The sequence below is a fragment of the Pseudomonas alkylphenolica genome (assembly GCF_000746525.1).
GTDB classification, from domain to species: Bacteria; Pseudomonadota; Gammaproteobacteria; order Pseudomonadales; family Pseudomonadaceae; genus Aquipseudomonas; species Aquipseudomonas alkylphenolica.
In genome coordinates, this window is the sequence record NZ_CP009048.1 from 4,506,966 (window position 1) to 4,520,532 (window position 13,567).

13 protein-coding genes are annotated in these 13,567 nt (G+C 62.7%); 11 read left to right on the forward strand and 2 right to left on the reverse strand.

The annotated features are described in order from the left end of the window. Window positions 1-53: 53 nt before the first annotated feature. From PSAKL28_RS20665 to PSAKL28_RS20680, 4 genes are read left to right on the forward strand one after another with little or no spacing between them, the layout of a single operon-like run. Entirely contained in the window at window positions 54-416 is a 363-nt protein-coding gene (locus PSAKL28_RS20665; RefSeq protein ID WP_038614024.1) for an ArsC family reductase, read from the forward strand. Between the two features lie 42 nt (window positions 417-458). Beyond that, window positions 459-1,493, forward strand: coding sequence for a 2,3,4,5-tetrahydropyridine-2,6-dicarboxylate N-succinyltransferase (gene dapD, locus PSAKL28_RS20670; protein WP_038614026.1), 1,035 nt, complete (start codon window positions 459-461; stop codon window positions 1,491-1,493). A gap of 54 nt (window positions 1,494-1,547) precedes the next feature. After that, window positions 1,548-2,753 (forward strand): aminotransferase class V-fold PLP-dependent enzyme, encoded by a 1,206-nt coding sequence (locus PSAKL28_RS20675; protein WP_038614028.1) that lies wholly within the window; start codon window positions 1,548-1,550, stop codon window positions 2,751-2,753. Then, window positions 2,750-3,160 carry a SufE family protein gene (locus PSAKL28_RS20680; RefSeq protein ID WP_038614030.1) on the forward strand — a complete coding sequence of 137 codons (411 nt, stop codon included), beginning with the start codon at window positions 2,750-2,752 and terminating at the stop codon, window positions 3,158-3,160. Before PSAKL28_RS20675 ends, PSAKL28_RS20680 begins: the two co-directional genes overlap by 4 nt. Here the strand turns inward: PSAKL28_RS20680 and tcdA are convergent. Beyond that, window positions 3,139-3,960 (reverse strand): tRNA cyclic N6-threonylcarbamoyladenosine(37) synthase TcdA, encoded by an 822-nt coding sequence (gene tcdA, locus PSAKL28_RS20685; protein ID WP_096335716.1) that lies wholly within the window; start codon window positions 3,958-3,960, stop codon window positions 3,139-3,141. The two genes, PSAKL28_RS20680 and tcdA, sit on opposite strands and share 22 nt — an antisense overlap. A 289-nt stretch (window positions 3,961-4,249) precedes the next feature. On the opposite strand from tcdA, the gene PSAKL28_RS20690 reads away from it, so the two are divergent. The 4 genes from PSAKL28_RS20690 (at window position 4,250) to PSAKL28_RS20705 (ending at window position 9,384) form a co-directional block, all read left to right on the forward strand. After that, window positions 4,250-6,841: a glycosyltransferase gene (locus PSAKL28_RS20690; protein ID WP_038614034.1), complete on the forward strand. Its 2,592-nt coding sequence runs from the start codon at window positions 4,250-4,252 to the stop codon at window positions 6,839-6,841. A gap of 176 nt (window positions 6,842-7,017) precedes the next feature. Continuing rightward, window positions 7,018-8,169 (forward strand): succinyl-diaminopimelate desuccinylase, encoded by a 1,152-nt coding sequence (gene dapE / locus PSAKL28_RS20695; RefSeq protein ID WP_038614037.1) that lies wholly within the window; start codon window positions 7,018-7,020, stop codon window positions 8,167-8,169. After that, complete coding sequence (locus tag PSAKL28_RS20700; RefSeq protein WP_038614039.1) at window positions 8,169-8,981, forward strand: putative RNA methyltransferase; 813 nt, start codon at window positions 8,169-8,171, stop codon at window positions 8,979-8,981. The genes dapE and PSAKL28_RS20700 overlap by 1 nt, the downstream gene beginning before the upstream one ends. Before the next feature lie 25 nt (window positions 8,982-9,006). After that, window positions 9,007-9,384, forward strand: coding sequence for a hypothetical protein (locus PSAKL28_RS20705; protein ID WP_038614041.1), 378 nt, complete (start codon window positions 9,007-9,009; stop codon window positions 9,382-9,384). Between the two features lie 88 nt (window positions 9,385-9,472). Here the strand turns inward: PSAKL28_RS20705 and PSAKL28_RS20710 are convergent, their stop codons facing one another. Further along, window positions 9,473-9,682, reverse strand: coding sequence for a cold-shock protein (locus PSAKL28_RS20710; RefSeq protein WP_028942973.1), 210 nt, complete (start codon window positions 9,680-9,682; stop codon window positions 9,473-9,475). A gap of 221 nt (window positions 9,683-9,903) precedes the next feature. Here PSAKL28_RS20710 and plsB point away from each other — a divergent pair, with 221 nt between their 5' ends. The 3 genes from plsB to PSAKL28_RS20725 are packed head-to-tail and all read left to right on the forward strand — an operon-like array spanning window position 9,904 to window position 13,523. Further along, window positions 9,904-12,390, forward strand: a complete 2,487-nt coding sequence (gene plsB, locus PSAKL28_RS20715) for a glycerol-3-phosphate 1-O-acyltransferase PlsB (protein WP_038614044.1) — start codon at window positions 9,904-9,906, stop codon at window positions 12,388-12,390. An 11-nt stretch (window positions 12,391-12,401) separates the two neighbouring features. Continuing rightward, on the forward strand, window positions 12,402-12,800 hold the full coding sequence (locus PSAKL28_RS20720) for a YbaY family lipoprotein (RefSeq protein WP_038614046.1): 399 nt from the start codon (window positions 12,402-12,404) through the stop codon (window positions 12,798-12,800). Window positions 12,801-12,833: 33 nt separating this feature from the next. Continuing rightward, window positions 12,834-13,523: a DUF4197 domain-containing protein gene (locus PSAKL28_RS20725; protein ID WP_038614048.1), complete on the forward strand. Its 690-nt coding sequence runs from the start codon at window positions 12,834-12,836 to the stop codon at window positions 13,521-13,523. The last annotated feature ends 44 nt before the right edge of the window (window positions 13,524-13,567 follow it).

Sequence of the window (13,567 nt, forward strand, 5' to 3'; positions counted from 1 at the left end):
ACCGGTTGACCGTGGCATAATCCTTCACCATTTTTTCCCAGGAGGGGCAAGACATGACCAACCGCGACACGCCATTGCACCTTTATGGAATCAAGGCTTGTGACACCATGAAGAAAGCCCGTACCTGGCTGGAAGACAAAGGCCTGGGTTACGACTTTCACGACTACAAGACCCAAGGCATCGACCGTGCGAGCCTGACCCGCTGGTGCAACGAGCACGGCTGGGAAACAGTGCTCAATCGTGCCGGCACCACTTTCCGCAAGCTCGAAGACGCCCAGAAGGCCGATCTCGATCAGGCCAAGGCCATCGAACTGATGCTGGCCCAACCGTCGATGATCAAGCGCCCGGTGCTCGACCTCGGCGAGCGGACCCTGGTCGGCTTCAAGCCGGACCTGTACGCAGCCGCCCTTCAATAACGCGGCGTCACGCTTTCATTCAAATTCGCAAGAGGTAACTGCATGTCCACTACCCTGTTCAGTCTGGCCTTCGGTGTCGGCACCCAGAACCGCCAAGGCGCCTGGCTGGAAGTATTCTACGCACAACCGCTGATCAACCCGAGCGCCGAACTGGTCGCGGCAATCACCCCGGTACTGGGTTATGAAGGTGGCAACCAGGCCATCGCGTTCAGCAATGCCCAAGCCGCGCAGCTGGCTGATGCCCTCAAGGGTGTCGACGCCGCCCAGGCCGCCCTGCTGACCCGCCTGGCCGAAAGCAACAAGCCACTGGTCGCCACCCTGCTGGCCGAAGACGCCGCCCTGAGCTCCACCCCGGAAGCCTACCTGAAGCTGCACCTGCTCTCGCATCGCCTGGTCAAGCCGCACGGCCTGAGCCTGGCCGGCATCTTCCCGCTGCTGCCAAACGTAGCCTGGACCAGCCAGGGCGCAATCGACCTGGCCGAACTGGCCGAGCAACAACTGGAAGCACGCCTGAAGGGCGAGCTGCTGGAAGTGTTCTCGGTGGACAAGTTCCCGAAAATGACCGACTACGTCGTACCTGCCGGCGTGCGTATCGCCGACAGCGCCCGTGTGCGCCTGGGCGCCTACATTGGCGAAGGCACTACCATCATGCACGAAGGCTTCGTCAACTTTAACGCTGGCACCGAAGGCCCTGGCATGATCGAAGGCCGCGTCTCGGCTGGCGTATTCGTTGGCAAGGGCTCGGACCTGGGTGGCGGTTGCTCGACCATGGGCACCCTGTCCGGTGGTGGCAACATCGTCATCAAGGTAGGCGAAGGCTGCCTGATCGGCGCCAACGCCGGTATCGGCATTCCGCTGGGCGACCGCAATACCGTCGAAGCCGGCCTGTACATCACCGCTGGCACCAAGGTGAACCTGCTGGACGAGAACAACCAGCTGGTCAAGGTCGTCAAGGCCCGCGACCTGGCCGGTCAGACCGATCTGCTGTTCCGTCGCAACTCGCTGAACGGCGCGGTGGAATGCAAGACCCACAAGTCGGCGATCGAGCTGAACGAAGCGCTGCACGCCCACAACTAAGTGGTACCATCGGGTCTGGCCTAACGCCAGGCCCGATATTCAGGTCCGATCATCATGTTCCAGCCCTCCCCGTGGCGCGCTGATTTTCCAGCCATCGCCGCTCTGCAACGGCAGCACCAGACTTACCTGGACAACGCTGCTACCACGCAAAAACCGCAACTTCTGCTCGATGCCTTGAGCCATTATTACGGCCACGGCGCCGCCAATGTGCACCGTGCCCAACACCTTCCAGGTGCGCTGGCCACCCAGGCTTTCGAACGCAGCCGGGAAAAAGTCGCCAGTTGGTTGAATGCCACTGACACCCAACAGATCATCTTCACCCATGGCGCGACGTCGGCCTTGAACTTGCTGGCCTATGGCCTTGAAGGAATGTTCGAAGCCGGTGATGAAATCGCCATCAGCGCCCTGGAGCACCATGCCAACCTGCTGCCCTGGCAGCAACTGGCCCAGCGCCGCCAGCTCAAGTTGGTGATTCTGCCCCTGGACAACCGCGGCTTGATCGACCTTGAGATTGCCCTGCAGTTGATCGGCCCACGCACCCGCCTGCTGGCAGTCAGCCAGTTGTCCAACGTGCTGGGGGCCTGGCAACCGCTGGCGCCGTTGCTGGCCCATGCAAATGCCCAAGGAGCCCTGACCGTGGTCGACGGCGCCCAGGGCGTAGTGCATGGCCGCCAGGACATGCAGCAACTGGGCTGCGACTTCTATGTGTTCTCCAGCCACAAACTGTACGGTCCGGACGGCGTGGGCGTGCTCTACGGCCGCAGCGAAGCGCTGGCCCGCCTGCGCCACTGGCAATTCGGTGGCGAGATGGTTCAGGTGGCCGACTACCACGAAGCCAGCTTCCGCCCGGCGCCATTGGGGTTCGAAGCCGGCACCCCGCCAATCGCCAGCGTCATCGGCCTGGGTGCCAGTCTCAATTACCTGGCAGGGCTCAATCCGACCGCTGTCGCCGAACATGAAGCCAACCTGCACCGCAGCCTGTTGCGCGGCCTGAATGATCGCGAAGGCATTCGCCTGCTCGGCCAGCCGCAACTGGCCCTGGCCAGTTTCGTGGTCGAAGGGGTGCACAATGCCGACCTCGCCCATATGCTGACTGAACAGGGGATCGCCGTGCGTGCCGGGCACCACTGCGCCATGCCGCTGCTGAAAAGCTTCGGGCTGGATGGGGCGATTCGGGTATCCCTGGCCCTGTACAACGATTCCGACGACCTGCAACGCTTCTTCGAGGCGCTGGATCAAGCCCTGGAGCTGCTGCGATGAGCCTGCCGGTTAACGCCCAGGAGGCGCTCAGCAGCTTCGAACAGGCCGCAGGCTGGGAGCAACGGGCACGCTTGTTGATGCAATGGGGTGAGCGCCTGGCGCCCCTGAGCGAGGCAGAAAAATCCGAAGCCAACCGCGTGCATGGCTGTGAAAGCCAGGTCTGGCTGGTGGCCGAACAGCAGGACGGTCAGTGGCGTTTCAAAGGCGCCAGCGATGCGCGGATCATTCGCGGCTTGCTGGCGCTGCTGCTGATTCGGGTCGAGGGCTTGTCCAGCAGCGAGCTCCAGCAGCTTGATCTGCCCGGCTGGTTCAACCAGCTGGGCCTCGGCCGCCAGCTCTCGCCCTCACGCAGCAACGGCTTGAACGCCGTGCTGCAGCGCATGGCTCAGCTGGCCGCTGGCACCTGAGCTTTGCGCTCGGATGGCCGACGAGCGCCAGCCACCAGCTTTTCCACCGCCTTGCTGGCGGCGACCATGCCGAAGGTCGCCGTCACCATCATCACCGCGCCAAAGCCACCCGAGCAGTCGAGCTTGACGCCCTCACCGACAAAGCTTTTCTGCAGGCAGACGCTGCCGTCGCCTTTGGGATAGCGCAACTGTTCGGTAGAGAACACGCAAGGCACGCTGTAGTTACGGGTGACCGTGCGGGAAAAGCCGTAATCACGGCGCAAGGTCGAACGCACCCGCGAAGCCAGGGGGTCGTTGAAGGTTTTGTTCAGGTCGGCCACACGGATCTGCGTCGGGTCGATCTGTCCGCCGGCCCCCCCGGTGCTGATGATGGTGACCTTGTGCCGCTTGCACCAGCCGATCAGCGCGGCCTTGGCCATGACGCTGTCGATACAGTCGATCACACAGTCAATGTGCTCGCCGATGTATTCGGGCAGGGTTTCCTTGGTGACAAAATCCACCACCGCATGCACCTTGCACGCCGGGTTGATCGCGCGCAGGCGCTCGGCCATGACCTCAGCCTTGGCACGCCCGATATTCCCTTCCATGGCATGCAACTGGCGGTTGGTGTTGCTGACGCAGACGTCATCGAGGTCGAACAGCGAAATTTCGCCGACACCACTGCGCGCCATGGCTTCAGCCGCCCACGTGCCAACACCACCAATGCCGACGATCGCCACATGGGCCTCGCGCAGGCGTTGCAGGCCGCTGTCACCGTATAACCGGGCAACACCGGCAAAGCGTGGATCATCTGTACTCATGGCCATACCCCGAAAAAACCGGCGCGCATTATAGGCCTGTTGAGGCCCGCTGCCATCCTGCTTCGGACCAGTCACCCTGTACGAATTAGTAAAGTCGGTTGTAATCCTGCTTTAATGTGCCAGGCAATACCTAGTCCTGGACGACAACAGCACGGGCCTCAGAACTTCGACACCAGAAGACAATCTAACCCTTGCCGCCAACCTGTTCCTACACAGCATAGGCGGACAAAGAGCAGGATCCGCGCCCTGTGGCGCTCGCCCGTTCCACCCTTCGGAACCCGAACTATCTATGTCATCGCGTAAATTTGGTATCAACCTGGTGATAGTCATGGCCATCGCCGCGCTATTCACCGGGTTCTGGGCGCTGATCAACCGCCCGGTTTCCGCCCCTGACTGGCCGGAGCAGATTTCCGGCTTCTCCTACTCGCCGTTCCGCCTCGGAGAAAGCCCGCAAAAGGGCCAGTACCCGACTGAGGACGAACTGCGCCAGGACCTCGAGCAACTGAGCAAGCTGACCGACAGTATTCGTATCTATACCGTCGAAGGCACCCAGGCGGATATTCCGCGCCTGGCCGAAGAGTTCGGCCTGCGGGTGACCCTCGGGGTGTGGATCAGTCCGGACCTTGAGCGTAACGAGCGGGAAATCCAGAAAGCCATCGAACTGGCCAACAGCTCGCGCAGTGTCGTGCGGGTCATGGTCGGCAACGAAGCGCTGTTCCGTAAAGAAATCACTCCCGAAGCACTGATCCAGTACCTGGACCGGGTGCGCGCCGCAGTGAAAGTACCGGTGACCACCAGTGAACAGTGGCACATCTGGAAAGAACACCCGGAGCTGGCCAAACACGTCGACCTGGTAGCGGCGCATATCCTGCCGTACTGGGAATTCATCCCGATGAAGGATGCCGGCCAGTTCGTACTCGACCGTGCCCGCGACCTGAAACAGCTGTTCCCGCGCAAGCCGCTGCTGCTCTCCGAAGTCGGCTGGCCAAGCAACGGGCGCATGCGCGGCGGTGCTGACGCCACCCCGGCCGACCAGGCCATTTACCTGCGCACCCTGGTCAACAAGCTCAACCGCCAGGGCTACAACTACTTCGTCATCGAAGCCTATGACCAGCCGTGGAAAGCCAGCGACGAAGGCTCGGTCGGCGCGTACTGGGGCGTGTTCAACGCCGCCCGCCAGCAAAAGTTCAACTTCGAAGGGCCGGTAGTGGCCATTCCGCAGTGGCGCGTGCTGGCGGTGGGTTCGGTGGTCCTGGCGATGCTCTCGCTGACCTTGCTGCTGATCGATGGCTCGGCCCTGCGCCAGCGCGGCCGCACCTTCCTGACCTTTATCGCCTTCCTCTGCGGTTCGGTGCTGGTGTGGATCGGCTACGACTACAGCCAGCAGTACAGCACCTGGTTCAGCCTGACGGTGGGCTTTTTGCTCGCCCTCGGTGCGCTCGGGGTGTTTATCGTGCTGCTGACCGAAGCCCATGAACTGGCCGAGGCGGTGTGGATTCACAAACGCCGCCGCGAGTTCCTGCCGGTGCAGGCCGACAGCGCCTACCGACCGAAAGTCTCGGTGCATGTGCCGTGCTACAACGAGCCACCGGAGATGGTCAAACAGACCCTCAACGCCCTGGCTGCGCTGGATTATCCGGACTACGAAGTGTTGATCATCGACAACAACACCAAGGATCCGGCGGTCTGGGAGCCGATCAAGGCGCATTGCGAGATGCTCGGCGAACGCTTCAAGTTCTTCCACGTCTCCCCGCTGGCCGGTTTCAAGGGTGGCGCGCTGAACTACTTGATCCCGCACACCGCCAAGGATGCCGAAGTGATCGCGGTGATCGACTCGGACTACTGCGTGGACCGCAACTGGCTCAAGCACATGGTCCCGCACTTCAGCGACCCGAAGATCGCCGTGGTGCAATCGCCGCAGGACTATCGCGACCAGAACGAAAGCACCTTCAAGAAGCTGTGCTACAGCGAGTACAAGGGCTTTTTCCATATCGGCATGGTCACCCGCAACGACCGTGACGCGATCATCCAGCACGGCACCATGACCATGACCCGGCGTTCGGTGCTCGAAGAGCTGGGTTGGGCTGACTGGTGTATCTGCGAAGACGCCGAACTCGGCCTGCGGGTATTCGAGAAAGGCTACTCGGCGGCGTACTCCCACGAGAGCTACGGTAAGGGTCTGATGCCCGATACCTTCATCGACTTCAAGAAGCAGCGCTTCCGCTGGGCCTATGGCGCCATCCAGATCATCAAGCGCCATGCCGCCAGCCTGTTGCGTGGCAAAGACTCGGAGCTCACCCGCGGCCAGCGTTATCACTTCCTGGCGGGCTGGCTGCCGTGGATTGCCGATGGCATGAACATTTTCTTCACCGTTGGCGCCTTGCTGTGGTCGGCGGCGATGATCATCGTGCCGCAACGGGTCGATCCGCCGCTGCTGATCTTCGCCATTCCGCCATTGGCGCTGTTCGTGTTCAAGGTTGGCAAGATTGTCTTCCTCTACCGCCGCGCGGTCGGGGTCAACATGAAGGACGCCTTCGCCGCCGCCCTGGCCGGTCTTGCCCTGTCGCACACCATCGCCAAAGCGGTGCTGTACGGATTCTTCACCAGCAGCATTCCGTTCTTCCGCACGCCGAAGAACGCCGACAGCCATGGTTTGCTGGTGGCGCTTTCCGAAGCCCGGGAAGAGCTGTTCATCATGTTGCTGCTGTGGGGGGCTGCGGCCGGGATTTACCTGGTCCAGGGTCTGCCGAGCAATGACATGCGCTTCTGGGTAACCATGCTGCTGGTGCAGTCGCTGCCGTACCTGGCGGCGCTGATCATGGCGATGCTGTCGTCGCTGCCCAAGCCTGTGGATGCTGCCCAGCCGGCGCAGGCGTCCTGACCTACCCCCCGGTGGGAGCGGGCTTGCCCCGCGATGCGATCTGCCAGACACATCGCATCGCGGGGCAAGCCCGCTCCCACCGGGTGGCGCTCCTACCGGCCACCCTCCCCTGATCGATTTGCTATAAGATAACGCCCCTCGAATTCGTGCCCTGCCTTGCCCCCGGAGTTCCTTCAATGACGGCCCCAGCCGACCTTTCGCCTACCCTAGAACTGGCCTGCGACCTGATCCGTCGCCCCTCGGTAACCCCGGTCGATGCCGACTGCCAGAAACAGATGATGCAACGCCTGGGCGATGCCGGTTTCATGCTGGAGCCGATGCGTATCGAAGACGTCGACAACTTCTGGGCCACCCATGGCACCCAGGACGGTCCGGTGCTGTGCTTTGCCGGTCACACCGACGTAGTGCCTACCGGCCCCGTGCAGGCCTGGCAGAACGATCCGTTCGATGCCCTGATCGATGCCGACGGCATGCTCTGTGGCCGTGGCGCCGCCGACATGAAAGGCAGCCTGGCGGCCATGGTTGTTGCCACCGAGCGCTTCGTCGCCGATTACCCGAACCATCGCGGCAAGGTCGCCTTCCTGATCACCAGTGACGAAGAAGGCCCGGCCCACCACGGCACCAAGGCGGTCATCGAACGCCTGGCCGCGCGCAAAGAGCGCCTGGACTGGTGCATCGTCGGCGAACCGTCGAGCACCAGCCTGGTTGGCGACGTGGTCAAGAACGGCCGTCGCGGTTCGCTCGGCGCCAAGCTGACAGTGCGCGGCGTGCAGGGCCATGTGGCCTACCCGCACCTGGCCAAGAACCCGATCCACCTGGCCGCCCCGGCGCTGGCGGAACTGGCCGCCGAGCACTGGGACGAAGGCAATGCCTTTTTCCCACCGACCAGCTTCCAGATTTCCAACCTCAACTCCGGCACTGGCGCTACCAACGTGGTGCCGGGTGAACTGACGGCGCTGTTCAACTTCCGCTTCTCCACCGAGTCGACGGTCGAAGGCCTGCAAGCCCGCGTCGCGGCGATCCTCGACAAGCACCAGCTGGACTGGCACGTCGACTGGGCACTGTCCGGCCTGCCGTTCCTGACCGAGCCGGGTGACCTGCTCGACGCGGTGTCGGCCAGCATCAAGGCGGTCACCGGTCGCGAAACCAAGGCCTCGACCAGCGGCGGCACCTCCGATGGACGCTTCATTGCCACCCTCGGCACCCAGGTGGTCGAACTGGGTCCGGTCAACGCCACCATTCACCAGGTCAACGAGCGGATCCTCGCCAGTGACCTCGACGTGCTGACCGAGATCTACTACCAGACCCTGACCCGGTTGCTCGCCTGATGCTCATCTGCCCTATCTGCAGCGCAGCACTGAGTACCCTCGACAACGGTGTGGCCTGCCCGGCCGGGCACCGTTTCGACCGGGCCCGCCAGGGTTACCTGAACCTGTTGCCGGTGCAGCACAAGAACAGCCGCGACCCGGGCGATAACCAGGCCATGGTCGAAGCCCGCCGCGACTTTCTCAATGCCGGGCACTATGCCCCGGTGGCCCGTCGCCTGGCTGAACTGGCCGCCGAGCGTGCCCCGGCGCGCTGGCTGGATATCGGTTGCGGTGAGGGTTACTACACCGCGCAGATCGCCGAGACACTGCCCGAGGCCGATGGTTATGCCCTGGACATCTCCCGCGAAGCGGTCAAGCGCGCCTGCAAACGCAACCCGGCACTGACCTGGCTGGTGGCGAGCATGGCGCGCGTGCCGCTGGCCGATGCCAGCTGTCAGTTCCTGGCCAGCGTGTTCAGCCCCCTCGACTGGCAGGAAGCCCTGCGCCTGCTCGCCCCGGGTGGCGGCCTGATGCGCGTCGGCCCGACCAACGAGCACCTGATCGAGCTGCGTCACAAGCTCTATGATGAAGTGCGCGACTACGCCGACGACAAGCACCTGGCGCTGGTCCCGCCCGGCATGCAGCACGCCCATAGCGAAACCCTGAAATTCCGCCTGAGCCTTGTCGATGGCAAGTCCCGCGCCGACCTGCTGGCCATGACCCCTCATGGCTGGCGCGCCAGCGCGGAAAAACGAGCCCGCGTCATCGAGCAGGCCGAGCCTTTCGAGGTCACGGTATCGATGCGTTACGATTACTTTGTGCGCCAAGACTGAGCACACCCGGAGCCCCCCCCCCCCCATGCGCCAACCCGATATCGAGATTTACCTCAAAGACGCCGACGTCGACCACAAACAGATCGCTGCCTGGCTCAGCGAGGCTCTCGGCCCTTGCAGCGACTGGCAGCAGAAAGGTCAGACCTACAAGTGCAAGGCCGGTAACATTCCGGTTACCTGGTTACCGAAGGCTGTAGGCAAATGGAACAGTCTCTACCTGGAAAGCGACCAGACGCCGTGGGCAGACGACATCGCCTGCGCGCGCGCCGCCTTCGCTGCACTGAACGTCGAAGTGCGTTGTGCACCGGGCAGCTGGGTCGAGGAAGAAGGTGAAGAAGATGCCGATCGCTGGATCCGCATCAGCGCCGACGGTGAAGAGGAAATCACCTGGCGTACCAGCTGAAGCCGGCTCTACGAAAAGGCCCGTCCCGGTCGTCCGGCGACGGGCCTTTTCGCTTTTGGGCCCAGGCTCAAGGCCCGTGGCCCGGCGCTTACAGGCCGATTACGTCTTCTGCCTGGAGGCCTTTCTGGCCTTGCGTCAGACTGTATTCGACCTGCTGCCCCTCGATCAGGGTGCGATGCCCCTCACCGCGAATGGCGCGGTAGTGAACGAACACATCGGCCCCCCCTTCACGCTGGATGAAGCCATAACCTTTGGCGTCATTGAACCACTTTACACTTCCAGTCTCACGAGACGACATCTGAACTACTCCGGGTTTTTATTTTGGAATCGCCTTGCAAGCGGAGGATCACCTTCCCCCGCCGACGCAGCTTGAGGATTACTCCTGCAAGCTGCGGACCGAGTATATGTCAGGCTTGAAATATTTTTTATGACTGCCCGAGATTTTGCTGAACATGCGCAGATACGTCACACTAACCGGCTGAGCAATTACTCGAAAAAATCACCCAGAGCACACACTGTATGACCCGTCCCCCCCTGCGCCGCCTGATCTTTGGCGCCCTGCGTCGCCTGTTGTACCTGTGGGTTCGCTCCGAGACCATCAACCAGTCGTCCTTTACCCTGAACCTGGATCGCAGCCGACCGGTGTTCTATGCCCTGCAGTCGCCATCGTTGACCGATCTGGCGGTACTCGACCGTGAATGCAGCAAAGCCGGGCTTCCACGTCCGGTGCTACCGGTGGCGGTGGGCACCCTGCAAGAGCCAGCTGCGTTCTTCTACCTGACCCCCGAGCCGGACTGGCTTGGCCGCCAGGACAAGCGCGGTGCCCCGCCGACCCTGTCGCGGCTGGTCAATGCAATCAGCCAGCATGCCGAGGAAGACGCTCAGATCATTCCGGTCAGCGTGTTCTGGGGCCAGTCGCCGGCCAGTGAGTCCAGCCCGTGGAAACTGCTGTTTGCCGACAGCTGGGCGGTGACCGGACGTTTGCGCCGGCTGCTGACCGTGCTGATCCTGGGACGCAAGACCCGTGTGCAGTTCTCTGCGCCGATTCACCTGCGTGAGCTGGCCCTGCACAACAAAGGCCACGAACGTACCGTACGCATGGCCCAGCGCATGCTGCGCGTGCACTTTCGCAACCTCAAGACCGCGGTCATCGGACCGGACATCTCGCACCGGCGCAACCTGGTCAAAGGCCTGGTCCACGACCCGCTGGTGCGCCAGGCCATCGCCGACGAGGCCGAGCGCGAGAACATCCCCCTGGCCAAGGCTGAAGCCCAGGCCCTGCGCTATGGCAACGAGATTGCCTCGGACTACACCTATACCGCCATCCGCTTCCTCGAAGTGGTGCTCAGCTGGTTCTGGAACAAGATCTACGACGGCATCAAGGTCAACCATATCGAGCAGGTGCAGGGCATCGCCCCCGGTCACGAAGTCATCTACGTGCCCTGCCACCGCAGCCATATCGACTACCTGTTGCTTTCCTACCTGCTGTTTCGCAACGGCCTGACCCCGCCGCACATCGCCGCCGGGATCAACCTCAACATGCCGGTGATCGGCAGCCTGTTGCGCCGCGGCGGTGCATTTTTCATGCGCCGCACCTTCAAGGGCAACCCGCTGTACACCGCGGTGTTCAATGAATACCTGCACACCCTGTTCACCAAGGGTTTCCCGGTCGAGTACTTCGTCGAGGGCGGCCGCTCGCGCACCGGGCGCATGCTGCAACCGAAAACCGGCATGCTGGCCATCACCCTGCGCAGCTACTTGCGCTCATCGCGTACACCGATCGTCTTCGTACCGGTATACATCGGCTACGAACGTGTGCTCGAAGGCCGCACCTACCTGGGTGAGCTGCGTGGCGCGAGCAAGAAGAAAGAGTCGATCTTCGACATCTTCAAAGTCATTGGCGCGCTCAAACAGCGCTTCGGCCAGGTGGCGGTGAACTTCGGCGAACCGATCCGCCTCGGCGCCTTCCTCGACCAGCAGCAGCCCGGCTGGCGCGAACAGACTCACGCCCCGCAGTTCCGTCCGGCCTGGCTCAACGAAACCACCTCGCGCCTGGGTGAAAAGGTCGCGCGCCATCTCAACGAAGCGGCGGCGATCAACCCGGTCAACCTGGTAGCCCTGGCCTTGCTCTCGACCAGCCGCCTGGCCCTGGACGAACGTGCCCTGGCGCGGGTCCTGGACCTGTACCTGGCATTGCTGCGCACGGTGCCCTACTCGCCGCACACCACCTTGCCGGAAGGTGACGGCCTGGCGCTGATCAGCCACGTCAAAGGCATGGGCCTGCTGGCCGAGCAGAGTGATGCGCTGGGTCGGATTCTGTACCTGGACGAACAGAATGCGGTGCTGATGACCTACTACCGCAACAACGTCCTGCACATCTTCGCCCTGCCGGCGCTGCTGGCAAGCTTCTTCCAGAGCAGCTCGCGCATGAGCCGCGATTTGATCCTGCAGTACACCCGGGCGCTGTACCCGTACCTGCAGTCGGAGCTGTTCATCCGCTGGGAGCTGGACGAGCTGGACGCGGTCATCGACCAGTGGCTGGAGGCCTTTGTCGAGCAGGGCCTGCTGCGCTACGAGAATGGCGTGTACCTGCGCCCGGCCCCGAGCTCGCGCCAGTTCGTGCTGCTGACCCTGCTGGCCCGCGCCATCACCCAGACCCTGCAGCGTTTCTACATGGCCACGGCGTTGCTGCTCAACAGCGGCCAGCACACGCTAAGCGCCGAAGAACTGGAAGACCTGTGCGTGATCATGGCCCAGCGCCTGTCGATCCTGCATGGCCTCAACGCCCCGGAATTCTTCGACAAAACCCTGTTCCGCCACTTTATCCAGACCCAGATCGAGCAAGGCGTACTGCGCCCGGATGCCAATGGCAAGCTCGGTTACCATGAAAAACTCAGCGAACTGGCCGAAGGGGCGGCCAAGCGAGTGCTGTCGGCGGAGGTACGTTTGTCGATCCGCCAGGTGGCCTTGCACCGCAGTGAAGACACCACCGAATCCCCGGTTTAAAGGAGTTACTGATGAAAAAACTGTCCCTGATCCTGCTTGGCAGCCTGCTCGCCGCCTGCAGCAGCAACCCGCCAGCACCCAAGGCCAGCCTCGATGGCGAAGTCTTCTACCTGCAGCGTATCGCCCTGCCACCTGCCGCCACCCTGAGCGTCAGCCTGCAGGACGTTTCGCTCATGGATGCCCCGGCAGTGACCCTGGCCAGCCAGAACGGTCCGGTCAAGGGCAACGTCCCGCTGCCCTTCCATCTGACCTACGACCCGGCCCAGGTCAAGCCTGGCCACCGTTATGCAATCAGCGCGCGCATCGAGCTGGACGGCAAGCTGCTGTTCATCAACACCGAACACCATGGCGTCACACTTGATGGCAACGACCAGAAGTCGTTGCGCATCAAGGTCGATGCTGTTCGCTGATAGCCCGCTCTGACAACTGATAAGGATGCTGCCATGTTCCGCCCTGCTCTCACCTTCACCGGCCTGTGCGCCGGCCTGCTGCTGTCGGCCAGCGCACTGGCGCTGTCGCTCAGCGACCTGTCGCAGAAAGACGCCTCTGGCGGGCTGAAAGACGCCCTGACCCAAGGTGCCCAGGTTGCCGTGAAGCAACTGGGTACGCCCGGCGGCTTCAGCAGTAACCCGGATGTGCGCATCGAACTGCCGGGTAACCTCGGCAAAGTAGCGAAGAAAATGAAGCAGTTCGGCATGGGTGCCCAGGTCGATCAGCTGGAGGCCAGCATGAACCAGGCCGCCGAGGCTGCCGTGCCGCAGGCTCAGGCGCTGCTGGTCGATGCCGTGAAGAAAATGACCGTCGACGATGCCAAGGGCATTCTCGCCGGTGGCAACGATTCGGCCACCCAGTACCTGAGCAAGACCAGCCGCGAGCAGATACGCGCCAAGTTCCTGCCGATCGTCAAGAAGGCCACCGACCAGGTCGGTCTGGCCCAGCAATACAACAGTTTCGCCGGACAAGCGGCGACCTTGGGCGTGCTGGATGCCAAGAACGCCAATGTCGAAGGCTACGTGACCGAGCAGGCGCTCAACGGTTTGTTCGAAATGATCGCCAAGCAGGAAGAAGGCATTCGCCAGAATCCGGCTGCAGCGGCGACCGGGTTGGCCAAGAAGGTGTTTGGCGCGCTGTAAGCTATCGCGGGGCAAGCCCGCTCCCACAGGGATATCACACCCTC